This window comes from Streptomyces sp. DH-12, from assembly GCF_002899455.1.
Classification (GTDB): domain Bacteria; phylum Actinomycetota; class Actinomycetes; order Streptomycetales; family Streptomycetaceae; genus Streptomyces.
Map to the genome: position 1 here is coordinate 1,494,991 of NZ_PPFB01000001.1, position 22,056 is coordinate 1,517,046.

At 74.9% G+C, this 22,056-nt stretch carries 20 protein-coding genes; 13 read left to right on the forward strand and 7 right to left on the reverse strand.

Annotated elements, in window-relative coordinates; translation table 11 throughout:
* The first annotated feature begins 110 nt into the window (after positions 1-110).
* Positions 111-722: a class I SAM-dependent methyltransferase gene (locus tag C1708_RS05590; protein ID WP_106411606.1), complete on the forward strand. Its 612-nt coding sequence runs from the start codon at positions 111-113 to the stop codon at positions 720-722.
* 439 nt (positions 723-1,161) lie between these two features.
* Positions 1,162-1,542: a hypothetical protein gene (locus C1708_RS05595; protein WP_106411607.1), complete on the forward strand. Its 381-nt coding sequence runs from the start codon at positions 1,162-1,164 to the stop codon at positions 1,540-1,542.
* A gap of 66 nt (positions 1,543-1,608) precedes the next feature.
* Here the strand turns inward: C1708_RS05595 and C1708_RS05600 are convergent, their stop codons facing one another.
* From C1708_RS05600 to C1708_RS05630, 7 genes are all read right to left on the reverse strand, one after another.
* Entirely contained in the window at positions 1,609-4,638 is a 3,030-nt protein-coding gene (locus C1708_RS05600; RefSeq protein WP_106411608.1) for an AfsR/SARP family transcriptional regulator, read from the reverse strand.
* Positions 4,639-5,185: 547 nt separating this feature from the next.
* Positions 5,186-5,437 carry a tautomerase family protein gene (locus C1708_RS05605; protein WP_106411609.1) on the reverse strand — a complete coding sequence of 84 codons (252 nt, stop codon included), beginning with the start codon at positions 5,435-5,437 and terminating at the stop codon, positions 5,186-5,188.
* A 30-nt stretch (positions 5,438-5,467) separates the two neighbouring features.
* Positions 5,468-5,974: a cupin domain-containing protein gene (locus C1708_RS05610; protein ID WP_106411610.1), complete on the reverse strand. Its 507-nt coding sequence runs from the start codon at positions 5,972-5,974 to the stop codon at positions 5,468-5,470.
* Positions 5,971-7,401, reverse strand: coding sequence for an MFS transporter (locus C1708_RS05615; RefSeq protein WP_106411611.1), 1,431 nt, complete (start codon positions 7,399-7,401; stop codon positions 5,971-5,973). Before C1708_RS05615 ends, C1708_RS05610 begins: the two co-directional genes overlap by 4 nt.
* Entirely contained in the window at positions 7,398-8,114 is a 717-nt protein-coding gene (locus C1708_RS05620) for an HAD family hydrolase (RefSeq protein WP_106411612.1), read from the reverse strand. The genes C1708_RS05615 and C1708_RS05620 overlap by 4 nt, the downstream gene beginning before the upstream one ends.
* Positions 8,111-9,049, reverse strand: a complete 939-nt coding sequence (locus tag C1708_RS05625; protein WP_106411613.1) for a pseudouridine-5'-phosphate glycosidase — start codon at positions 9,047-9,049, stop codon at positions 8,111-8,113. Before C1708_RS05625 ends, C1708_RS05620 begins: the two co-directional genes overlap by 4 nt.
* A gap of 585 nt (positions 9,050-9,634) precedes the next feature.
* Positions 9,635-10,831 (reverse strand): ATP-grasp domain-containing protein, encoded by a 1,197-nt coding sequence (locus C1708_RS05630; protein ID WP_106411614.1) that lies wholly within the window; start codon positions 10,829-10,831, stop codon positions 9,635-9,637.
* Between the two features lie 553 nt (positions 10,832-11,384).
* Between C1708_RS05630 and epsC the strand changes: the two genes are divergently transcribed.
* From epsC to C1708_RS33710, 11 genes are all read left to right on the forward strand, one after another.
* The gene (gene epsC / locus C1708_RS05635; protein ID WP_106416166.1) at positions 11,385-11,963 is read left to right on the forward strand and encodes a serine O-acetyltransferase EpsC; all 579 of its coding nucleotides are present in this window, start codon (positions 11,385-11,387) and stop codon (positions 11,961-11,963) included.
* A gap of 63 nt (positions 11,964-12,026) precedes the next feature.
* Positions 12,027-13,004 (forward strand): PLP-dependent cysteine synthase family protein, encoded by a 978-nt coding sequence (locus tag C1708_RS05640; protein WP_106411615.1) that lies wholly within the window; start codon positions 12,027-12,029, stop codon positions 13,002-13,004.
* A complete protein-coding gene (locus C1708_RS05645; protein ID WP_106411616.1) occupies positions 13,001-13,468 on the forward strand; it encodes a cupin domain-containing protein in 468 nt (155 codons plus the stop codon). The genes C1708_RS05640 and C1708_RS05645 overlap by 4 nt, the downstream gene beginning before the upstream one ends.
* A 61-nt stretch (positions 13,469-13,529) precedes the next feature.
* Positions 13,530-14,474: a DMT family transporter gene (locus tag C1708_RS05650; protein WP_106411617.1), complete on the forward strand. Its 945-nt coding sequence runs from the start codon at positions 13,530-13,532 to the stop codon at positions 14,472-14,474.
* 589 nt (positions 14,475-15,063) lie between these two features.
* The gene (locus C1708_RS05655) at positions 15,064-15,879 is read left to right on the forward strand and encodes a cupin domain-containing protein (RefSeq protein WP_106411618.1); all 816 of its coding nucleotides are present in this window, start codon (positions 15,064-15,066) and stop codon (positions 15,877-15,879) included.
* 7 nt (positions 15,880-15,886) lie between these two features.
* Complete coding sequence (asnB, locus tag C1708_RS05660; protein ID WP_106411619.1) at positions 15,887-17,749, forward strand: asparagine synthase (glutamine-hydrolyzing); 1,863 nt, start codon at positions 15,887-15,889, stop codon at positions 17,747-17,749.
* Positions 17,746-18,780, forward strand: a complete 1,035-nt coding sequence (locus tag C1708_RS05665; protein WP_106416167.1) for a PrpF domain-containing protein — start codon at positions 17,746-17,748, stop codon at positions 18,778-18,780. The genes asnB and C1708_RS05665 overlap by 4 nt, the downstream gene beginning before the upstream one ends.
* Positions 18,759-19,934: an acyl-CoA dehydrogenase family protein gene (locus C1708_RS05670; RefSeq protein ID WP_106411620.1), complete on the forward strand. Its 1,176-nt coding sequence runs from the start codon at positions 18,759-18,761 to the stop codon at positions 19,932-19,934. Before C1708_RS05665 ends, C1708_RS05670 begins: the two co-directional genes overlap by 22 nt.
* The gene (locus tag C1708_RS05675) at positions 19,922-21,319 is read left to right on the forward strand and encodes a dihydroorotase (RefSeq protein ID WP_106411621.1); all 1,398 of its coding nucleotides are present in this window, start codon (positions 19,922-19,924) and stop codon (positions 21,317-21,319) included. Before C1708_RS05670 ends, C1708_RS05675 begins: the two co-directional genes overlap by 13 nt.
* Positions 21,316-21,843: a flavin reductase family protein gene (locus C1708_RS05680; RefSeq protein ID WP_241911167.1), complete on the forward strand. Its 528-nt coding sequence runs from the start codon at positions 21,316-21,318 to the stop codon at positions 21,841-21,843. The genes C1708_RS05675 and C1708_RS05680 overlap by 4 nt, the downstream gene beginning before the upstream one ends.
* Positions 21,840-22,031: a hypothetical protein gene (locus tag C1708_RS33710; protein WP_133169052.1), complete on the forward strand. Its 192-nt coding sequence runs from the start codon at positions 21,840-21,842 to the stop codon at positions 22,029-22,031. The genes C1708_RS05680 and C1708_RS33710 overlap by 4 nt, the downstream gene beginning before the upstream one ends.
* Positions 22,032-22,056: the final 25 nt, after the last annotated feature.

Consider the following 22,056-nt stretch of genomic DNA (forward strand, 5'->3'; position numbering starts at 1 on the left):
CTGCCGGCGGCCGGCCGTGAGCGCGAGGGCGGCCGGTACGGAACGTGCTGTCAACCCGTCGGCCTGCGGCTGAGCCGTGGCCGGCCTACGGCCGACCTATAGTCGGTCTCATGAGTCGTTGGCAGGAACTGACCGGTGGGACCTCAGGGAGCGCGTATGCCGCCCGCTTCGAGGCGCTGGCCCGCAGCGGGAAGGACGTGCACGGCGAGGCGTCCTTCTGCGCCGCCCTGGCACCCGCCGGGGCCCGGGTGCTGGACGCGGGCTGCGGCACCGGGCGGGTCATGATCCGGCTGGCCGAGCTCGGGTACGACTGCGTGGGGATCGACCTGGACGCCTCGATGCTGGACGTGGCACGAGCCGAGGCGCCGCACCTGCCCTTCTTCCAGGTCGATCTCGCCGAGTTCGATCCTGCCGCGCTCGGCATCGCCGCGGGCTTCGACGTCGTGGTCGCCGCCGGTAACGTCCTCCCGCTCCTCACCCCCGGGACGGAAGCCACCGTCGTCGCCCGGCTGGCCGCGGCCATGCGTCCGGGCGGCCTGCTGGCCGCGGGCTTCGGCCTGGACGCCGCCCACCTGCCCGTGCCGCCCACGATCACGCTGCCGGAGTACGACGCCTGCTGCGCCGCGGCCGGCCTCACGCTCGTCGACCGCTTCGCCACGTGGGACGCCGATCCCTACGAAGGCGGCGGCTACGCCGTCAGCGTCCACCGCAGATCCCCTTGACCCGGGAGGCCGGCCCCCGGTGGTGACCGGGTGGTGCGGCCGCACCGCCCTGCGCGGGATCGTGCACGTGCTGCGCGGGGAACAGGCCGGGCCGGTGTGCCGGCCGAAAGCACCGGCTGCCGGCACGGTGACGGACCGTACGCCGGGCCCTCGTCACCGGCGCCACCGCGCCCGGCGACGGGATCGAGGCGATCGCCGAGGGCGGCACGGTCCTGGAGGCCGTCGCCTGACGCCCCGCGGTCGGGGGTGGCCCCGACCACGGTCTTCCGCGGGCCGCCCACGGGGCCGACGGTCCGCCGCCGCCTTCCACGAGAGCTGTTCCCGGGCGATTCCCCGGCGCCCCCGGTGGGCCGGTAACGGAAGCGGAACGTCGCGGGAGCGCACGGCGGGACCTTCTTCCTGTCAGCACCTCCCCTCGCGGCGACAGAAGGCAGGCATCATGAGCAGCAAGGTCATCGGGACGACGGCGGGCCTCCTCACCTCCGTGGCGCTCACCCTGGCGATCGGCGCCGGCGCCGTCACCGCGGCGGGCCTCTCCGTTCCCGGCTCCGACGAGGGCCCGAACCTCGTCCCGGCCCTCCTGCTCACCCACGGCGAGGGCCTCCACGCCGTCGCCACCGACGCGACCGGCGACGAGGGACCCAACGTCGGCACCACCGGCGACGAAGGCCCCAACCTCGGCACCCTCGGCGACGAAGGCCCCAACCTCGGCACCACCGGCGACGAAGGCCCCAACCTCGGCACCCTCGGCGACGAAGGCCCCAACGTCAGCACCCTCGGCACGACCGGCGACGAGGGACCCAACCTCGTCGTCGTCTGACCTCTGACCGGGCGCCCCTTCCCGCTCCGCGCGTGCCGCGTCACGCCCCCGGTGGAGCGGCAGGCGTCAGTCCGCGCACCGGTGGCGGCCGGGAATTCCCATGGTGCGGAAGGCGGTTTCCGCGGCGGCGCCCCGCTCGACGGCCTCCTCCGTGTCGTCCAGCGAGCTCAGCGCGTCGGCCATCCCCTGCAGGGCGTACGCCTCCTCCACCCGGTGGCCGAGCCGGGCCGCCGATTCGTGGGCCCGGCGGTGCAGCGCCAGCGCCCGCCGGTGGTCGCCGGTGCGCCGGAAGAGGCGTCCCGCGGTGTTCCACACCATGGTCTCCCGCACCGGGGCGTCCTCGAGGCCCTTGGTGGCCAGCGCCTCCTCCACCCAGCGCAGCGCCTGCTCCTCGTGCCCGAGCCGGCTCTCGGTCTCCGCGGAGAGGACGAGCTGGACCGCTCGTTCCGCCGGGGGCAGCACACCGGGGGCCCGGTCGCGCGCCTGCGCGAGCGTACGGGCCGCGGCCCCTATGTCGCTCTGGGCCAGCTGAATCTGGGCGAGGTCGCTCAGTCCGACGAGCTCCTTCTCCACGGCTCCGAGCTCGTGGGCGAGTTCGATCGAGCGGTTCACCGTGCGGAGCGCCTCCTCGAACCGGCCCTGTTCCATGTGGACGTCGCTGATGTTCGACAGGGACTCCGCCTCGGCGCGCTTGGCGCCCAGTTCGCGTTTGAGGGCGATGGACCGCTCCAGGCGCACCAGCGCCTCGTCGAAGCGGCCCATCGTGGCGAGCAGCAGGCCGAGGACCCCGGTGTCCTTGGCCTGTCCGCGCAGGTCGCCCAGTTCGACGGCGAGCCGGTAGGCCTCGGTCGCGGCCGTCGTGCCGTCCTCGAACCGTCCGCGCTTCCAGCAGGAGACCGCCAGGTTGGACAGGCTCAGCCGGAGCAGGCCGGGCTCGTCGAGGCGGCGTGCCGCGGCGACGGCGGTGTGACACAGCTCCAGGAACTCGTCGAGCCTGCCGCGCGCGTCCAGGTGGAACACCACGTTCGCCGAGAGGAGGGCGACCTCCCGGTCCAGTCCTCGCCGGTAGGCCAGGGCGATGGCCGCGAGGAGGCTGTCCTGTTCGCGCTCGAACCAGTCGCGCGCGGCGTCGGGGCCTGCCAGCGGCACCAGTTCGGGCCGGAAGGACTCCGCCGGGCGCGGCGTCCGCACCCGGCCGGGGAAGAGCAGGTCGCAGGCGACGTCGGAGGCCGCGAGGCAGAACTCCAGGAGCCGGCCCACCGCTCCGGCCGCCTCCTCGCTGAACTCGCCGGTGCCGCCGGAGTCCCGGGTGCGCGACAGCATGTGGGCGAAGCTGCGCACCAGGTCGTGGAAGGCGTAGCGGCCCGGCTCCTGCTGCTGGACCAGGTGCACGTCGAGCAGGTCCTCCAGGACCTCCTCCGCCTGCCGGGTGGTCCTGTCGAGCAGCGCGGCCGCCGTGTAGACGTCCAGGTCGGCGCCCGGGTACTGGCCCAGCTGCCGGAACGCCTTGCGGTAGTCGGCGTCCAGCCCGTCATAGGAGAGCTGCAGGGTCACCTCCACGCTGCGCTCGCCCGCGCTGAGTTCGGCCAGGCGGTGGACGTCGTCGCGTAACCGGTCGACGAGGTAGCGCACGGTCCAGCGGGGGCGCTTGCGCAACCGGGCGGAGGCGATGCGCAGGGCGAGCGGCAGGTGCCCGCACAGATCGGCCAGTTCGGCCACGGCCTCGGGGTCCGCCGCGGCCCGGTGCTCGCCGATGATGCCGACGATGAGGGCGACGCTGTCCGAGGGATCCATGGTGCCCAGGGAGACCGAGTGCGCCGCGTCGAGGTCGACGAGCAGGGCCCGGCTGGTGAGCAGGACGACCGCGCCGGTCGACGACGCCAGGAGCGGTTTCACCTGTCTTTCGTCAACAACGTTGTCGAGCAGGAGGAGCATCCGGTGCCGGGTCATGACGGAGCGCCACAGCGCGATGCGGCCGGCCGGGTCGTCGGGGATGCGCTCGCCGGGGATGCCGAGCATGCGCAGCAGCGCCTCGGCCGCGGCGGCCGGGGTGAGCGGCTCCTCGCCCGGCGTGTGGCCCCGCAGGTCGAGGTGGAGCTGGGCGTCCGGGTAGCGGTCGGCGAGGCGGTGCGCGGCGCGCACCGCCAGGGATGTCTTGCCGCTGCCGCCCATGCCGTCAATGGTGACGACGAGCGGGCCGGAGCCCGTGGCGTCCTCGATGAAGCCGAGGAGTTTGCTCAGCTCCTCCTCGCGGCCGGTGAAGTCGCGCAGGTCGTAGGGGAGGGTGGAAGGACTGTCCGTCACCGTCTGCGGGGCGGCCTGGGAGGTGACGGGCGCGGCCAGGGCCGGATCGTTGCGCAGGATGGACTGGTGCAGTTCGCGCAGGGCGTCGCCGGGCTCGATGCCGAGTTCCTCGTCGAGGACGGCGCGGATCGTGCCGTACTCCTCCAGCGCCTCGGCCTGGCGGCCCGAGCGGTACAGGGCGAGCATGAGCTGGCCGCGCAGGGTCTCGCGCAGCGGGCTGCCGCTGATGGCCTCGCGGACCTCGGCGACGAGCTCGGCGCTCTCCCCGGCCTGGAGCCTGAGCTCGAAGAGCTGCTCGACGGCGGTGATGCGGCGCTCCTCCAGGGCGGCGGAGGCGGCGTCCACGATCGCGCCCCCGCCGCCGGACAGCACGGGTCCGCGCCACAGGGCGACGGCCTCGCGCAGCAGTGCCGCGGCGTCCGCGGTCCGTCCCGCGGCCGAGTGGGCGCGGGCCCGGTGCAGCGCTTCGGTGAACTGCAGGAGGTCGAGCTGCCCGGAGGTGACGGCCGCGCGGTAGCCGGGCCCGTCGGTGACGATGACGTCGCGCCCGGCGGGGATGCGCTGGCGCAGTTCGGCGACGGCCTTGCGCACCTGGTGGGCGGCGGTCGCGGGGGCGTCCTCGCCCCAGACGGCCTCGACGAGGCGGTGCACCGGCAGCACGCGCTGCGGTTCGAGCAGCAGGGTGACCAGGACGCGTTCGCTGACGGGTCCTCCGACGTGCACCCGGGTGTCCCCGTCCCAGCATTCCACGGGGCCGAGGATGCGGAAACGTATCGACGTGGTGCGATCCATGACGCGTGTGTCCTCTCCTCGGTCCCGAGCGGCCGCCTCGCTCCCGCGAGGGTGGTGCGGCCGCGGCACGAAACCCTGTCACGGCCTTCCCTGCCCCTGTCTCTGCGGACAGCAACGCGTGGCGGTCGTAAACGACGTCACATTCTGACTCATGCCGTGCACATTCCGTCGCGGCTTGACGTGTCTTCATCGTCCTGCGGGGAGCGCATCCGGGACGGGGCCCGTCGTCCCGCCCGGTGGGGGCCCGGCCGAAGCGGCGGGGGACGGGCGCGGGCGCTCGCGCCCGTCCCCCGCCGCTTCGGCCGGCGCACGGAACACGCCACTTCCGCGATCGTTCCCCGCCACGACGGCGGTGACGCTCCGTCGCCCTCCGCCCTCCGCCCTCCGCCGCGGCGGGACCGCTCCGGCGGGCGCGGGACCGGGCGGGCACGGGGAGGGACACCGGGCGGAGCGCGACGGCGTCCTGCCGCCCGGTGTCCGGCCCGCACACGGCCGGTGGCCGACGGCGTCCTGCCGCCGGCCACCGACCGTGTCCGTCCGCGGTGCGTCACACCTGTTCCGGGAGAGCGGAACCGGCCTGTTCCGCGTCCGGTGCACGATCCGCTCCCGCCGCGGCGGGTTCGTCGGCGAGGACACCGCCGCGCCCCCAGTGGTCCTGCTCGACGTCGCGGACGAGAACGGTGACGGCCTCCCTGGGGCACTCGGCTATGCGCGCCAGGGTCGACGTCAGCTCGTTCACAAGATCGGCTCGTTTCTTTCGGTCGTTGCCCTTCCACCAGTCCACGGTCACCACGGGCATGTCGTCATCTCCTTCTGCTCAGCGGGGAGTTCACTTGGTCGGTCGTGCGAGGCCGAGGGGGTGCCCGGCCGGGGAGGGGGGTGCGTCGGTCACCGGGAACTGGTCGAACCTGCGCGCCAGTTCCTCCATCGTCTCGGGCGTGGGCTCGGGCGAGGACCGCAGCAGTTCGCCCAGTTCCCGGAAGTACCGCTCCCGGCCGCCGTCCGGGGTGAACATCACCAGCAGGGTGGCGGGGTCGGCGGCGGGGTTGGCGAAGGAGTGGGGGGTGTGCGGCGGCACCATCATGAACGTGCCGGGCCCGGCCACGCGCCGCTCCGTGCCGAGGGTGAGCAGCACGTCGCCGCCCGCCACGTAGAACATCTCCGTCAGTTCGCGGTGGAAGTGCAGCGGTGCTCCCGGCGCCCGGGGCGGAAGGCGGTGCTCGGTGAGCCCGAAGCGGCCGTCCGTGTCGTCCCCGGTGACGAGGAAGGAGACGGGGGTCCCTCCGACGTCCGCCGAGGGGCCCGTGCCCGGGGCCACGACTCGCGGCAGCGTCATCGCTCGTCCCCCGCCGTGCCCGCGGCGGACGGGACGGCCGGCGACAGGACCCGCAGGGCGACCGCGGCGGCGCACAGCGCGAGGACGGCCGTCAGCGCGTAGGCGTGTCCGAAGGCCGAGGGGGCGGGCGTGTCCCCGAGCACGAGGACCAGCACCGCCAGGCCCATCGCGCCACCGGTGTACTGGGTCGTCGTCAGCACGGCGGAGGCGGTGCCCTGGTCGTCGTCCGGGACGTCCTTGGTGCCGGCGATGTACATGCCCGCGAAGGCCATGCCCTGGCCGAGGCCGCTGACGAACAGGCCCGGCAGCACGGCGGTCCAGTAGTCGCCGCCGCCCGTGCCCAGGCCGAGCAGGGCGAGCCCCGCCGCGCCCACGGCGAAGCCGGTGGCGAGGGTGGCGCGGATGCCCCAGGGGCCGACGAGCCGTCCGGTGACGAGGTTGCCCGCCACCACGCTCACCGCCAGCGGCAGGAAGGCGATGCCCGCGCCCAGCGGGCCGTAGCCCCACACGTCCTGGAGGAAGAGCGTGATGAGGAAGAACTCGGCGCCGACGCTCGCCATGTACAGCGCCGACATCACGCTGCCGCCGGCCAGGGAGCGCACCCGCAGCAGCATCGGCGGGACGAGCGGCGCGGTGCCGCGCCGGTCGTGCACCGCCCAGACCGCGCCCAGGACGACGGATCCGGCGAGGCAGCCGAGGCAGGACGGGGCGGTCCAGCCCGCGACGGCCGCCTGGGTGAGCGCCGCCACCAGGAGCAGCACCGCGCTGGTGAACAGCGCGGCGCCGGGGACGTTCAGGTGCCGTACGGAGGTGGCGCTGCGGGATCCGGCGGGCAGGGCCCGCAGGGCCAGCACGACGGTGACCGCGATCAGCGGCACGTTGACGAAGAACACCCACCGCCAGGAGAGCACCGCGGTGAGCACGCCGCCGATGAGCACGCCGGCGGCGAGCCCCACCGCTCCGATGGCGCCCCAGATGGCGAGCGCCCGTGCGCGCACGGGGCCGGCCGGGAAGACCGAGCCGATCAGGGCGAGCATGGCGGGGGTGAGCCCGGCGGCGCCGACGCCCTGGGCGGCCCGGGAGACGACGAGCAGCCACTGCTCCCCGGCCAGTCCTGCGGCCAGCGAGCCGACGCCGAAGAGGCCCAGCGCGAGGAAGAACAGCCGCTGGGGGCCGATCAGGTCGGCGGCGCGTCCGCCGACCATCAGGAAGCTGGCGAAGAAGACGGCGTAGGCCGACACGACCCACTGCAGCTGCTCCGGGGGCAGGTCCAGGCCGGAGCCGATGCTGGGCAGCGCGACGTAGATGATCGAGTAGTCGAGGGCGACGAGGAACTGGGCGATGGACAGGGCCAGCAGCGCGGCGGCCATGCGGCCGGTGAAGCGGTCGGTCCGCCGGTCGGTGGCGCCGGACGAGGTGACGGTCATGACAGTGCTCCGGTGGTGTCCGCGAGGAGGGTGGAAAGGGGGCGGTGCGCGGTCGGTGCTCCGCCCAGGAGCACCTCGGTGACCCCGGCGAAGTCGGCCACGACCACGTCGGCGCCGGCGGCGGCCAGGGTCTCGGCGCGGTCGACGCCGCAGGTGACGCCCAGTGCCCGCAGACCGGCCGCGCCAGCCGTCGTCATGTCCGTCGCGGTGTCGCCGACGTACCACGACCCGGCGGCTTCGGCCCCGAGTTCGGCCAGGGCGCGCAGGGCCATGTCGGGGTGGGGCTTGCCGCGTTCGACCATGTCGTGGCAGACGACGGTGGCGAAGCGGTCGAGGATGCCGGTGGCCCGCAGCAGCGCGTGGGCACTGGAGGAGATCTTGGAGGTGGCGACGCCGAGCGGGTGCCCGGCGGCCCGCATCCGGTCCAGGCCCTCCACGACGCCCGGCAGCAGCAGGCCCGGTCCGCGGCTGAGGACCTCTCCCGCGAAGCGTTGCCGGTAGCGGGCGGCGGCCTCGGCGGTCGCCGGGTCGCCGGGGTCCACGCCCAGCAGCCGGGCGAGGGAGGCCTCCAGGGGCTTGCCGACCGTCGCGAGGACCTCCTCGTGGGTGGGCGCGGCCCCGAGCCCGGTGACGACGTCGCCGATCAGCACCGCGATGGCGCCCGGGGTGTCGGCGAGGGTGCCGTCGATGTCGAAGACGAACGCGGACGTCATGCCGCGGCCTCCCGCTCCGGCTCGGCGGTCGCGGCGTAGGCGACCGCGAGCCGTCCAGCGAGGCGGGCGGTGCTGATGAGCACCTCGCGGTTGGCGGCGGCGCTGCGGCCCTCGGTGGCCCGTGAGACCGCCTTCATCAGGTACGGGGTGGCGGCGGGCCCGTGCACGCCGTCCTCCTCGGCGGCGCGCAGCGCGCTCTGGATGACGGCCTCCATGGCCTCGGAGTCGAGGGCGTGCTCCTCGTCGATCGGCGCGGTGACCAGCGGTCCGCCCGGCAGACCGGCCGCCCAGTGCATCCGCACCGCGCGCGCCACGTCGGCGGGGTCGTCCAGCCGCTTCGGTACGCGCAGCCCGCTGGAGCGGCAGTAGAAGGCGGGGAAGTCGTCGTAGCGGTAGCCGATCACCGGAACGCCCAGGGTCTCCAGGTACTCCAGGGTCAGGCGCAGGTCGAGGATGCTCTTCGCGCCGGCGCAGACCACGGCGACCTTGCTCCGCGTGAACTGCACCAGGTCGGCGGAGACGTCGAAGCTCTCGCTCGCGCCCCGGTGGACGCCGCCGATGCCGGCGGTGGAGAAGAAGGGGATCCCGGCCAGGTCTGCGGCGACCAGGGAGGAGGCGACGGTGGTCGCTCCCATGCCGCCGCCCGCCAGGACGACGCCGACGTCCCTGCTGGACACCTTGGGCACCTCGACGCCGACCGCGAACCGCTCCATGTCGTCGGGCGTCATGCCGACGGTGAACTTCCCCCGGTCCAGGCCGACGGTGGCCGGCACGGCGCCGGCCTCCCGCACGGCCTTCTCGATGGCGAGGGCGGTCTCCACGTTGCCCGGGTAGGGCAGGCCGTGGGCTATCACCGTCGACTCCAGGGCGACCACGGGCCGGTCCTCGGCCAGCGCGTCGCCCACCTCTTCGCTGATGCGCAGCAGCGGGTGCATGCGGGATCTCCTGTCGGTCGCGATCACGGTGTCGGCTGCGGAGGGCGTCTTCCGTGAGCTCTTCGCACGTCCCACGCGAGCTCCGCACCAGGGGTCATGAACGCCTCGACTGTCCTGGGTCCCGTTCCTGTTTCGTTCCCCGGCCGGTTCCGCCCGGCGCGGCTCCCGGCCGGTTCCGCCCGGCGCGGCTCCCGGCCGGGAAGGCCGTGCTCCGGCGAGGGGGCGCGACCGCGGCGGGGACCGTTCGGGCCGGGTCTCGAGGGGCGGCCCGGCGTCGTCGCGCGGCGGCGGGGGCTCCCGGCCGGGACCGGGCGGGAGGACGGCCCCCGGCTGCGGGGGCTCTGCGGCACGGCCGGGCACGGGCGCCCGGGTCCGCGCGGCCGCGGCACCTCTCGTGCCGTGCGTCCGCGAGCACGGACACGGGCCCGCGGACGTCCGCAGGACGTTCTCGCGGCGCCGGCTCCGGTGTCGTGGGGCGGGTTCGGACGGATCACGTCCGTTTCAGGACGGGCACGGCGCAGCAGCCGTCCGGCGGGGTCGCGCCTCCCTCCGCGGCCGGGGCGGCCGCGTCGCTCCGTGGCGGGCTCAGGCGGGGCCGGTCTGCCGGCTCACCTCGGCGCGGAGCAGCCGTTCCGCCGCCGCCACGGTCCGCGCCGCCTCCTGCACGGACGCCGCGGTCAGCACCACGCGGCCCTCCCCCACCCGTCCGCAGCCGGGGACGCGGTCCCCCGGTGTGTAGGGGAAGCGGACCTGGTGCACGCCCGGCAGCTCGGCCACCGCCTCCAGGCCCGTCACCGCCACCAGCCGCCCGGCCGGCAGGCGGTAGGACGCCGCGACCGCGTACCGGTGGGCCAGGGGCGGCTGGACCGGCTTGCCCGCCAGGGCCTGGAAGAGTTCGGCCTCGAAGCGGAAACCCGTCGCGAGGCCGATCAGCGAGGCCAGCGGTTCGTCGGGGTAACAGGCCCGGGAGCGCGCCACCTTGGGCCCGTCGGGGGTGAGGACGACCACGGTGTAGGCGAAGCCGAACTCGTACCCGGCCAGGTCGAGGAGTTCCGCCACGACCGCGCGGGTCTCGGCCTCGTCCCGTTCCTTGAGCAGCGCCGGGAACAGGCAGCCGCTGCCCGGCTGCCAGGCGCCGTGCAGCGCCGCGATGCCGATCACGCGGTGCATGCCGTCCGCCGTCAGGGTCACCACCCCGTACTCCGGACCCTCCAGGTACTTCTCCACCAGGTAGGAGCGTTCCGCGGCCGTGCCGTCCGCGCCGGCGGCCCCGTCCTCGGGGGACGCGGGCAGCGGGCGCACGGTGACCTGGGCGCCGATCTCCTCCATCGCGGCGGGCAGCTCCCGCGCGGTGCGGGCTCGGGTGGCGGCCACATAGGAGCGCCGGCTGCCGTTGAGCAGGGCCCGCATCCTCGCCGGATCGCCCAGCAGGGCCTCCGCGTCCGGGGCGTTCGGGCTGACGCCCAGACGGGCCGCGGTCCGCGTGACGGCCGGCAGTCCGACCGCGTCCGCGAAGGCCAGCAGCGTCTGCGCCCGGTGCTCGCGCACCGCCCTCTCCACCGCCTCCGCCACGGCCGTGCCGTCCGTCAGGTCCACGAAGTCCACCGGGACCGGGAGTTGTTCCCCGTCCCCCTGCCGGTTCGCGTCGGCGAGCACGCGTACGGCGAACCCCGCCGCCGTCGCCGCGCCCACCAGCCGGGCCGAGGGACAGACCAGCAGCAACCGCTGCGGGACGCGTTCCCCGGGAGGGGGTTCGAAGTGGCGGTCGTCCGTCGCGTTCATGGGGCAACTCCTCGTCTCCTGGGGGGCGGTGCGGCGGTGCGGGCGCCACGGTGCCGGACGTCCCGCACGGGTCGTGCGACCGGTGGTCCGCCCCTGTCCTGTCGTGTGTTCCTCACGGAACGGCGACGCCGGACCGTACGGCCGCGGATCGCGCCCGCGCGTGACGGAACCGGTGTCTCACCGGGATCGTCCGGCCGGCCGTTCCCGTCCCGCTCCCCCGCCGTTCCCGGAACGGGGGAACAGCGGCGGCCCCGCCGCGGGAACGGCGGGAACCGTGGGGGAAGGGAACGGGAACGGCTGCGCGCACGCTCTCCTGAGAAGCCTGAGCGAACCGGCGGCCGTCACGGACCCCTCCTTCCCCGGAAGGCCGCCGCCTCCCCGCACACGCCGCCGCCCGGCCCCGTCGCCGACGGTCGCCGCCTCCCTGACTGGAGCCCTCGTGAGCATGCCTTCCAAGGAGCCCGCCTCTGTCCTGCCTTTCCGGCCGCCTTCGAGAACCGCCGCGCGCGCACCGCGGCCCACGGCCACCCCGCCCGACGTGTCCGGGGCCGGTCTGCTCCGTCTGATGCGCGAGGACCTGGACGTCGTGGTCGCACGCGACCCCTCCGTCCGCAACCGCCCCGAGGCCGCGCTGCACCCCGCCCTCACCGCCCTGTGGACGCACCGCGTCGCCCACCGCCTGCACACCGCGGGCCACCGGATCACCGCCCGGCTGCTGGCCCGCTGGGCCCGGCGGCTGACGGCCGTGGAGATCCACCCCGGAGCGGTCCTGGGCCGCCGGGTGTTCATCGACCACGGGGCCGCCGTCGTCATCGGCGAGACCTGCACGATCGGTGACGACGTGACGCTCTACCACCAGGTCACGCTCGGCGCGGTCGGCTGGTGGAGCGACAACCGGCGGCCGGAGGGCGCGCGCCGGCACCCGGTCGTCGGCCGCAACGTCGTCCTGGGCACCAACGCCACCGTCCTGGGCCCGGTGACCGTCGGGGACGACGCCGTCATCGGCGCGCAGGCCCTGGTCAACAAGGACGTGCCCGAGGGGGCGCGGATGCTGGCGGCGACCGCCTCCGGGACCGCGCCGGCCCCCGCCGAGGACGTCTTCGCCACCATCGCCTCGGCCGGTTCCTGGTGAGTGGTCCCCTCCGCGCACAGCACCCGTCCCCGCCGCCCGCCCGTCCAGATGAGGAATGACGCCATGCGCACCCTGGAATCCCCCGTCCCCGGCACCCTGCCGGCCCGTCCGCCCGTCGCCGACGGCATCGACGACCTGGTCGGAGCCACCCCGCTGGTCCGGCTGCGGCTCGAAGGCCTCGCGCCGGGCGCCGAGGTCCTGGCCAAGCTGGAGGCGGCCAACCCGATGTCGTCCAGCAAGGACCGGGCGGCCCTGTACATGCTCAGGGCGGCCGAGGAGCGAGGCGAACTGCCGCCGGGCGGCACGATCGTGGAGGCCACCTCCGGCAACACCGGGATCTCGCTGGCCGCGCTGGCCGCCGCCCGCGGCTACCGCTGTGTGATCGTGCTGCCCGACAACGCGACCACCGAGCGGGTCCGGCTCCTGCGGGCGCTGGGCGCCGAGGTGGTCCGCACCCCCGCCGACCTGGGCTATCCGGGGGCCATCGAGAAGGCCCAGGAGATCCACGCGGCCTCCCCGGGCTCCTGGTTCCCCTGCCAGCACGAGAACCAGGACAACGTCGAGGCCCACTACGCCACCACGGGCCCGGAGATCACGGCGGCCCTCACCGCGACGGGGCGCCGTGCCGCCGCCCTCGTGTGCGCGGTGGGCACCGGCGGCACCCTCACCGGCGTCGCCCGCCACCTGCGCGAGCAGGACGCGTCCGTGCGGATCGTCGCCGTCGAGCCGACGGGTTCCCCCCTGCTGTCCCGCGGGCACGCGGGCCGGCACCGCATCCCGGGCCTCAACGGCGGTTTCGTCGCGCCGACCACCGACGTCTCCCTGATCGACGAGGTGATCGCCGTCTCCGACGACGACGCGCTGGACACGGCCCGCCGGCTCGGTTCGGGAGCGGGACTGTTCGTGGGCGTCTCCTCCGGCGCCGCCGTCCACGCGGCGCGGCTGCTGGCCGCCCGGCCCGAGTACCGGGACCGGACCGTCGTCACCGTCCTGCCGGACACCGGCGAGCGCTACCTCAGCATGTGGGACGTGACCTCATGACGCTCCTGGCGGCCAGTCTGCAGAGGTTCGGCGAGGCCTTCAAGGTCCGCATCGGCGAGACGACGACCACGCGGTTCATCGCGGTCGCCGCGACCACCGGCGGCAGGCTCGGCGTGTTCCACCACCACATGCTGCCCGGTGCCGCCGGCGCCTCGCCGCACTACCACACCAAGATCGCCGAGTCGTTCTACATCCTCTCCGGCGAGGTCTCCGTGCACGACGGGACCGCCTGGCGCACGGCCCGCACCGGGGACTTCCTGCACGTCCCGGAGAACGCCGTGCACGGCTTCCGCAACGACAGCGACGCCCCGGCGGAGATGCTCATCATCTTCACCCCGGCCGAGAGCCGCGAGGGCTTCTTCACCGGCCTGGGCGAGCTGCTGGCCGACGGGAACACCCCGACCCGGGCCGAGCTGACGGCGCTCATGGAGAAGTACGACCAGTTCGAGGTCGACGAGCCCTGACCGCGCCCCACCCCCGTACCGACCGTCCCCTTCCCTTCGACACCCCTGGGAGCACATCGACATGCATCCTCTCAACTGGGCCCGTTTCGGGCTGCTGGCCGCCCTGTGGGGGTGCAGCTTCGCCTTCATCAAGGTGTCGCTGGACGCCTTCGCCCCCCTCCAGCTCGCCTTCGGCCGGCTCCTCGTGGGCGCGCTCGTCGTCGCGGTGATCCTCGCCGTGACCAAGGGCGGCATTCCGGACCGCGCGGCCTGGGGCCACATCGTGGTCGCCTCCGTCTTCGGCAACGTCGTGCCGTTCACCCTCTTCGCCGTGGGCGAGCAGCACACCACCTCCACCGTCGCCGGCGTCATCCAGGGCGCCACGCCACTGGTCACCCTGGGCCTCGCGGCCCTGGCCATCAGCACGGAGAAGCCGACGGCCCGCAAGGTCACCGGGCTGGTCGTCGGCTTCCTCGGCCTGGTCGTGGTGGTCGGGCCCTGGCGGGCCGAGGGCTTCGGTTCCGTGGGCGGCCAGCTGGCCTGCGTCGGAGCCGCCGTCAGCTACGCCGTCAGCTTCGTCTACGTCCGCCGCTTCATCGCCCCGTACAAGATCCCGGCGCTGGCCGTGACCGCGGGGCAGCTCACCTCCGCCATGGTCATCACCGGTCTGGTCACCACGTTCGGCATCGGCTGGGACCTTCCGGGCGAGCTGACGGTGAAGCCGCTGCTGTCGCTGATCGTGCTCGGGGGCGCCTCCACGGGCATCGCCTTCGTGCTGATGAACCGGCTCATCGCGGACGCGGGACCGACCACCGCCTCGGGCGTGAACTACCTCGTCCCGGTCTTCTCCGTGGTCGTCGGCGCGGTCGCCCTGCAGGAGGCCGTCACCTGGAACGTGCCGGTGGGCGGGGCCGTGGTCATCGCCTCGCTCGCCCTGGCGGAGGGACGCGTGCTGCGCCGCACCCAGGCGCCGCCCGCCCCCGCGGCCACCCCGGCGCGGACGGCCGTCGCCCAGAAGACCGGCTGAGCCGGCACCGTCCCACGGGGTCCGCGACAGGACGCGGCCCCCGGCACGGCGCGGCGCGCCCCGTCCACGCGGGGCGTGCCGCGCCGTGCGGTCGAGGGGCCGGGAGCGGAACATCCGCTCCCGGCCCCTTCCTCATGCGGCACCGGTGCCGTTCCCGCGCCCTCCCCCGGGCCGGGAGCGGCCCGGGACACGACCGGGAATCCGCCGCGCGAACCTTGCACAGCAGTGCGAGAGAGCGACGGCGGACCCGTCGCACCACGCTCCCGGTCACCACCGCGGAGACGGCCCGCGGCCCCTCCGCAGCGCCCCGACGGCCGGGCGTCACGTCACCACCGCACCACCGCACCGAGCGGGTCCGGCCCCTCACCCGGCGCCGGACGGACCGGGTGCGCCGCGACGTCACCGCGTCACGGCGGCGAGCGGACCCCGCGACGCCGCGGGCCGCACTCGACGCGTCCCCGGCGGCAGTCCGCCGCCGCGGACCCGCGTGACCGCACACCGGGTCCCGCCGGCTCCGCCCCGTTCCTCTCCCCTCCACCGGCAGTCCGGTGCCACCGCACCGGCCTTCGAACAGGAAGCAGCCACCGGCATGTCCCCATCCACCGCAGCCACCGCACTGGGCGACGCCCGCATCATCACCGCGGCCGAGCTGGAGTTCCGTCCCGTCGCCGACCCCACCGCCCGCACCACCGTGGCGACGCCCGTCAGCCCGGCCGCGGGCGCCACCCACGTCACCCTCCACGTCGTCCGCGTCGCCGCCGGCGAGTCCTTCGTTCCCGACGACAGCGCCGCCGAGGAGAACACCGCCGTCGTCTTCGCGGGGTCCGGAACGGCCGACGTCGGCGGCGACAGCCGTCCCGTCGAGCGCGGTTCCGCCGCCTACGCCCCCACCGGCCGCGCCCTGACGCTCACGGCCGGCGCGGAGGGGCTGACGGCGTACGTCTGGCGCACCCCGCTCGCGGGCGCCGTCAACGGCGCCGACCCGACGCTGCACTCCTCCCTGTGGGACGAGACCACCCAGCTGCGCGGCTTCGGCGGCACCGGCCAGGTCGGCGCCGCCGAGCAGCGCGCCACCATGAACTTCGTCTTCTGGCCCGGCACCGGCAGCGGCCGGCTGTGCCTGCACTGCGGCATCCAGCAGCCCGGCGAGACCTTCAACGTCCACCTCCACCCCGACAGCGACGAGGCGTTCATCGCCTTCGAGGGCGTCGGCCAGATGTACCTGCGCGACCGCTGGATCGACGTCGCGGCGGGCGACGTCCTGTACGCCGCCCCCGGCGTCCTGCACGGGGCGCGCAACCCGCACACCGGCCCCACCGCCCGCCGCTTCGTGACCTGCGGCGGTCCCAGCCCTTCCGATCCGGCGCTCTACTCGGCCGCCGGCCACTCCTCCCAGGTCAGGTGAGCACGACATGTGCCGCATCTACGGAACCTTCAACGTCCGCTCCGAAGAGGCCGAACTGCGCCGCGTCTCCGATCTGATGCACCACGGGGGCCCCGACGCGCAGAGCTTCGCCCACCGGGCCGACTGGGCACTCGGCAACAACCGCCTGTCGATCATGGACCCCGAGGGCGGGGCCCAGCCCTACCGCCTGGGCCGCGTCACCGTGGTCTTCAACGGGGAGATCTACAACCACCAGGAGCTGCGCGAGCGCCTCACCGGGCTCGGCTTCCACTTCGACGACCACTGCGACGGATCGATCCTGCCGGCGCTGTACACCACCTACGGCGAGCGGTTCCCCGAGCACCTCGACGGCATGTACTCGGTCGCCGTCATGGACCTGCGCTCCGTTCCCCGCATGGTCCTGGCCACGGACGACGCGGGCATGAAGCCGCTGTACTACCACTGGGAGGGCAACGCCGGACGGCTGCACTTCGCCTCCGAGCTGCCCGCCCTGCTCGGCTTCGCCGGGGTGCCCGCCGAGGAGGACGAGACGGGCCTGGACGCCTACCTCACCTCCAAGACCCCCTTCGGCGACCGGACCATGTTCCGCGGCGTCAGGGTCCTGCCGCCCGCCGCCACCGTCGTCGTCGACCACCGCGACGGGCTGCGGATCAAGCACCGGCCCATGGCCCACGAACAGGGCCTGCGCCCCGCCGCCGGCCGCACGCTGGAGGAGTCCGGCACACAGCTGCGCGACCTGCTGTCGCGCGAGGTGTCCCGGCTGCTGGTGGCGGACGCCCCCGTCGCCGCCGTCACCTCGGGCGGCCTCGACTCCAGCCTGGTCACCGCGCTCGCGGCACAGGCCTTCCGCGCCTCCGAGGGCGCCGGCTCCCTGCACACCTTCAACGTCGCCTACACCGGCACCTGGCCCAGCGACGAACGCGCCTACGCCGCCGAGGTCGCGCGCAGCGTCGGCGCCCGCCACCACCAGGTCGAGATCGACCCGGCCACCTTCCCCGACCTGATGACCGACGTCGTACGGCACCTGGGGCAGCCCAACGCCGACCCCATCACCCTCTCGACGTTCTCCCTCTTCCGCGCCGTGCGCGACGCCGGGTTCAAGGTCGCGCTCACCGGCGACGCGGCCGACGAACTCTTCGGCGGCTACAGCCGGATGACCCAGGCGGTCGCCGCCGCCCACGGGGAGGACTGGGCCGGGGCCTATCTCGACCACCTCGCCGCCGTGCCGCGGGCGCTGCGCGAGAGCCTCTACACCGACGAGTACGCCGCCTCCGTGCGGACGGCGGAGCCGGCCGTGCCGGCCGACGTCCCGCAGACCCTGCGCCTGGACCTCGGCACCCGTCTGCGGCGCATCACCGCGGTGGAGCAGCGCTACCGCCTTCCCGCCTACCACCTGCGCCGCGTCGACCACCTGTCGATGGCGAGCTCGGTGGAGGTGCGACTCCCGTTCTGCCAGCCGTCGGTCACGCGCTTCGCCGCCACCCTGTCCGACAGCCACAAGCTGGTTCCCGGGCAGGGCGTGAAGAGGGCCCTCTACCGCGCCGCCGAGGGGCTCGTCCCGCGCAGCGTCCTGGAGCGGCCCAAGCAGCCCTTCACGCTCCCGATCACCGCGATGCTCGTTCCCGGCCAGCGGCTGTGGACGCTGGCGCAGGACGCCCTGGACCCCGCGACGCTCCGCGCCGACGGCCGCATCCGGCCCGAGCGGGTCGCGGCGCTCTTCGCCGAGCAGGCCGCACGCCCCGACGACACCGTCGCCCTGGCCCTGTGGTCGCTGATGTCCCACCAGCTGTGGCGCCAGGAGTTCTTCGGCGCCGCGGGCGCCCGGCTCCCCCTGACGGCTGCGGCCCCGGTCCTGCAGGAGGCGGCATGACCATCAGCCTGGCCAGGGCCCACGGCACGCCCTGCCCCACCGCCGTCCTGGACGCACGCGCCCTGCCCGACACCGAGCCCGAACTGCTCGCCCGGCTCTCCGCGCTGCGGGAGACCCTCAGCGCGCACGGGGCCGGCGACGTCCTGAAGAACGCGCTCGTCCAGCCGTCCCGGCACCCGCTGTTCGACCTGGACTACCGGTTCGTGCAGTCCCTGCCCGACAGCCTCGACAGCTTCGACCTGCGCGGCTCCTGCGGCCACTCCATCCTGGCCGCGGTGGAGGTCGCCGCCCGCACCGGCATGATCCAGCCGCTCGTGCCCGGCTGCCGGGTCCGGGTCAACGTGCTCAACAACGGCGACAACGTCGTGTGCGAGACCGAGGAGACCTCCGAAGGGGGCACCCGCTTCACCGCCCACTTCCTGTGCTCACCGCCCCGGCCGGTGCAGGAGCTGCTCCTGACCGGCGCGCCGGTCGTCGGCATCCACTTCGAGGGGCGGGTCGTGCCCGTCTCCCTGGTGTCCATGGGCAACCCGTACATCTTCGTGCACGCCGCGGAGCTCGGCGCTCCCACCGTCGACGCGCTCTTCGCCGACGACCCCGCCCTCTTCGAGAGGATGACCCGGCTGCGCCACGCGGTCTGCGTGGCGCGGGGCTGGGACACCGCCGGGGCCTTCCCCAAGGTCGCCGCCCTGCTTCCGGACGCCGAGGGCACCCTCGCCGTCCGCGCGGTCTCCGTGCCGTCCTGGCACCCCACGGTGGCGCTCACCGGCGCCACCTGCCTGGCGGCGGCCGCCGCGGTCGAGGGGACCGTGCCCCACCTGCTGGCCGGTGAGACCGGGCTGCCGGAGGGCGGCACGCTCGCCCTGCGCACACCGGGCGCCACGATCCGCGTCTCGGCCCGTACGAAGGGCGACCGGCGGAACCGCGAGCTGGCCTGGATCTCCGTCGCGGAGAAACAGGTCGACTACCGAGGAGAGATCGTTCCCGTCCCTGTTCCCGAGGAGTTGGCATGGCTTCCGCTGACAGCCTGACCCTGCCCGACGCACCGCTGTTCCCCCGGAGGACGCCCGTGATGCCGGCCCGCGGGCTGACCGCGCCGGTGCGCGAACGCCTCGCCGCGTGCGCGCGAGCCGCCGACGCCGGCGGTGAGCCCGACCTGGAGGCCGTGGCCCTGCTGCGCGACAGCGGACTGCTCGGCCTGGCCCTGCCCTACGAGTACGGGGGCGCGGGCACCGACGCGGAGGGGCTGAACGCGGCGGTCGAGCAGGTGGCCCGCGTCAACGCCTCCGCCGCCATCATGCTCTTCCAGCACTACGCGGTCAGCCGGCGCGTCCTGGAGCACGGTGACGCGGCCCTGCGGCAGCGGCTGCTGCCGCGGCTCGCGCACGGCGACTGGCTCGCCGCCTCCGCGTGGAGCGAGACCGGCGCGGGCGCGAACAAGAAGCAGCTGTCCACGACGGCCCGCCGCACCCCCGACGGCGGCTGGGTCCTCGACGGCGCCAAGTCCTTCACCACCAGCGCCGGGGTGGCGGACGTCTACCTGGTGCTGGCCCGGACGGAGTCCGCCGCGCCGGACGCCGCCCCCGAGACCGGATACGGCGCCGCCGGGCAGACGTTCTTCCTGGTCCAGGCCGACAACCCGGGTCTGGAACCGGACACTTCGCTGCGGCTGACCGGCATGCGCGGCTCGGCGACCGGTTTCGTCTCCTTGCACGACTGCCACGTCCCCGACACCGCCCGCCTCGGCCCGGTGGGCGCCGCCGCCTCCATCATCGCCGGCGTCCGCGACAGCGGCGCCACCCTCGGCGCCGTCGCCGTGGGCCTGGCCCAGGCCGCGCTCGACCTCGCCCACGCGCACGCCGAGCGGCGCGGCCTGCTGGTCCAGCAGGCCGTCCGGCACCGGCTGGTGGACCTCTCCACCGAGGTCGAGGCCGCCCGTGCCGTCGTCGAACGCGCCGGACGGCGCAGCGCCGCCGACCCCGGCATGGCGACGCTGCACTCCAAGCTCTTCGCCTCCGCCGCGGCCGACCGGGTCGTCGCCGCCGTCGAGCAGATGCTCGGTTCGGCCGGCTACGTCGCCGCGCACGAGATCAACCGCTACGGACGCGACGTCCGCGCCGTCGCGCTGATGGGCCCGACCAACGACCTCTGCAAGGAACTGGTGAGCCTGACATGGAACAGCTGACCGACACACCCGCCGACCTGATCGTCGAAGGCGGCCGCCTCGTCACCCCCGACGGCGTCCGCGAAGGAGCCGTCGTGATCCGCGACGGCCGCGTGGCCGGCCTGCCCGCCCCCGGCGAGCCGCTGCCCGCCGGCCCGCGCCTGGACGCCCGGGGCCGTTACGTGCTCCCCGGCCTCATCGACTCCCACGTCCACTTCCGCGTCCCCGGCCTGGAGTACAAGGAGGACTGGGAGCACGGCAGCCGGGCCGCCCTCGTCGGGGGCGTGACCACCGTGCTCGACATGCCCAACACCCGCCCGCCGTCCCTGGACGAGGCCGCCCTGCTGGACAAGGCCGACCTGATAGCCGGCCGTTCCTGGGTCGACCACCGCTTCCACCTGGGGGCCGACCCCGACCGCCCCGAGCTCCTGGCTGACGTGGACCCGCGCGTCGCGACCTCCGCGAAGGTCTTCATGGCCGGCCACCACACCGCGCCGGTCGTCTTCCGCGACGGCGAGCAGTTGCGCCGGGCCTTCGCCGCCGCGGCCCGCGGTGGCGTGCGGCTGGTCCTGCACGCCGAGGACCAGCACGTCTTCGACCTCCTCGACGCGGGTTCGGGCCTGGGCCGGCCGGACTCCTACGGCCAGTACGAGCCGCACCGGCCGCGCTCCGGCGGCATCGTCGCCGTGGCCCGGGTGGTGCGCCTGGTGCGCGAGTACGGCACGAAGGCGCACATCCTCCACGTGTCCTCGGCGGAGGAGGCCGACCTGCTCTCGGCGGCGGCCGCGGAAGGGCTGCCCCTCACCTTCGAGGTGACCGGCCACCACCTGTCGTTCACCCATGACGACACCACCCGGCGCGGCCCGCGCACCCGGCTCTCGCCGGCCATCCGGGACAGCCGTGACCAGCGGCGCCTGTGGCGGGCGGTGCTGGAGGGCGAGGCCGCCACCATCGGCAGCGACCACGCTCCGCACACGGTGGAGGAGAAGAACCGCCCGCCGGCCGAGGCGCCGCCCGGACTGCCCGGCGTGCAGGAGCTGGCCACGGCCGTGTGGACCGGTCTGCGGATGCGGGACACCGCGCCGGACGAGGCGGCCGCCCACCTCGCCCGGCTCATGGGGGACGGGCCCGCCCGGCTCTTCGACCTGCCCGGCAAGGGACGCCTGGTGCCGGGCGCGGACGCCGACCTGGCCCTGCTGGACCCGGACGAGCGCTGGCAGTTCTCGGCGCGCGACGTCCGGTCGCTGTGCGGCTGGTCGGCGTACGAGGGCTGGACGTTCACCGGCCGCTTCACCACCACGCTGAAGGACGGCCGGGTCGTCTGGGACCTGCGCGAGGGGTTCACCGGCAGGCCCTCGGGGCGCTGGCTGCGGGGCGCCGCCCGTCCGCTGGAGGCGGCCCGGTGACCGGGACCCTGCTCGCCGGCCGGCCGGCCCACGGCACGGCGCGGGAGGTGGCCGAGGCGTTCCGCGCGGCGATGTCGGCCATGGCCGCTCCCGTCACCCTCGTCACCTGCTACGACGACCAGGGCGCGGCACGCGGTCTGACGGCCAGCGCCGTGGCCTCCCTGTCCCTGGACCCGCCGCTGTTCCTCGTCTGCCTGGACCGGCGCTCCCGTACGCACGACGCCCTGACCGGCGCCGACGCCTTCACCGTCCACCTCCTGGCGCCGGGCGACGAGCACCTCGTCGCCGGCTTCACCCGGCCGCTGGAGGAACGCTTCGACGGCATGGCACTGGCGGCGGACCCCCATCCGGCGCCGGTGCTGCGCGACGCGGCGCTGACCCTGCGCTGTCTGCGCCACGACCTGCTGGAAGGAGGTGACCACACGATCCTCGTGGGCCGGGTCGCCGGCGTCGACGGCGACCCGGGCCGGGCGGGCGGCCTGCTCTGGCACCGGCGGGGCTTCGCGCACGCGCGCCGCCCGTGATCCGCCCGCTCCCGCGCGCCGCGGAGCCGTCCCGCCCGGTGCCGACGACCGGCTGCGGCGCGTTCCACCGCACGGCCCGGCCCCGGGACGGCACGGCGGGGCAGGGCATCGCCGTGAGCACGACGCCCACGGACCGCACCTCCGTGGGCGTCGGCTCCGCCGCCCCGCCCCGCCCCGGCGTCACCTGATCAGAACGGACGACATCGAACTGCG

Excerpts from the sequence above, each read along its gene's own strand:
- C1708_RS05645 (WP_106411616.1), top strand. The coding sequence starts at position 13,001 with ATGACGCTCCTGGCGGCCAGTCTGCAGAGGTTCGGCGAGGCCTTCAAG.
- C1708_RS05605 (WP_106411609.1), bottom strand. The coding sequence starts at position 5,437 with ATGCCCGTGGTGACCGTGGACTGGTGGAAGGGCAACGACCGAAAGAAA.
- C1708_RS05615 (WP_106411611.1), bottom strand. The coding sequence starts at position 7,401 with ATGACCGTCACCTCGTCCGGCGCCACCGACCGGCGGACCGACCGCTTC.
- C1708_RS05610 (WP_106411610.1), bottom strand. The coding sequence starts at position 5,974 with ATGACGCTGCCGCGAGTCGTGGCCCCGGGCACGGGCCCCTCGGCGGAC.
- C1708_RS05595 (WP_106411607.1), top strand. The coding sequence starts at position 1,162 with ATGAGCAGCAAGGTCATCGGGACGACGGCGGGCCTCCTCACCTCCGTG.
- C1708_RS05620 (WP_106411612.1), bottom strand. The coding sequence starts at position 8,114 with ATGACGTCCGCGTTCGTCTTCGACATCGACGGCACCCTCGCCGACACC.
- C1708_RS05630 (WP_106411614.1), bottom strand. The coding sequence starts at position 10,831 with ATGAACGCGACGGACGACCGCCACTTCGAACCCCCTCCCGGGGAACGC.
- C1708_RS05625 (WP_106411613.1), bottom strand. The coding sequence starts at position 9,049 with ATGCACCCGCTGCTGCGCATCAGCGAAGAGGTGGGCGACGCGCTGGCC.
- C1708_RS05655 (WP_106411618.1), top strand. The coding sequence starts at position 15,064 with ATGTCCCCATCCACCGCAGCCACCGCACTGGGCGACGCCCGCATCATC.
- C1708_RS05675 (WP_106411621.1), top strand. The coding sequence starts at position 19,922 with ATGGAACAGCTGACCGACACACCCGCCGACCTGATCGTCGAAGGCGGC.
- asnB (WP_106411619.1), top strand. The coding sequence starts at position 15,887 with ATGTGCCGCATCTACGGAACCTTCAACGTCCGCTCCGAAGAGGCCGAA.
- C1708_RS05590 (WP_106411606.1), top strand. The coding sequence starts at position 111 with ATGAGTCGTTGGCAGGAACTGACCGGTGGGACCTCAGGGAGCGCGTAT.
- C1708_RS05665 (WP_106416167.1), top strand. The coding sequence starts at position 17,746 with ATGACCATCAGCCTGGCCAGGGCCCACGGCACGCCCTGCCCCACCGCC.
- C1708_RS05650 (WP_106411617.1), top strand. The coding sequence starts at position 13,530 with ATGCATCCTCTCAACTGGGCCCGTTTCGGGCTGCTGGCCGCCCTGTGG.
- C1708_RS05670 (WP_106411620.1), top strand. The coding sequence starts at position 18,759 with ATGGCTTCCGCTGACAGCCTGACCCTGCCCGACGCACCGCTGTTCCCC.
- C1708_RS05640 (WP_106411615.1), top strand. The coding sequence starts at position 12,027 with ATGCGCACCCTGGAATCCCCCGTCCCCGGCACCCTGCCGGCCCGTCCG.
- C1708_RS05600 (WP_106411608.1), bottom strand. The coding sequence starts at position 4,638 with ATGGATCGCACCACGTCGATACGTTTCCGCATCCTCGGCCCCGTGGAA.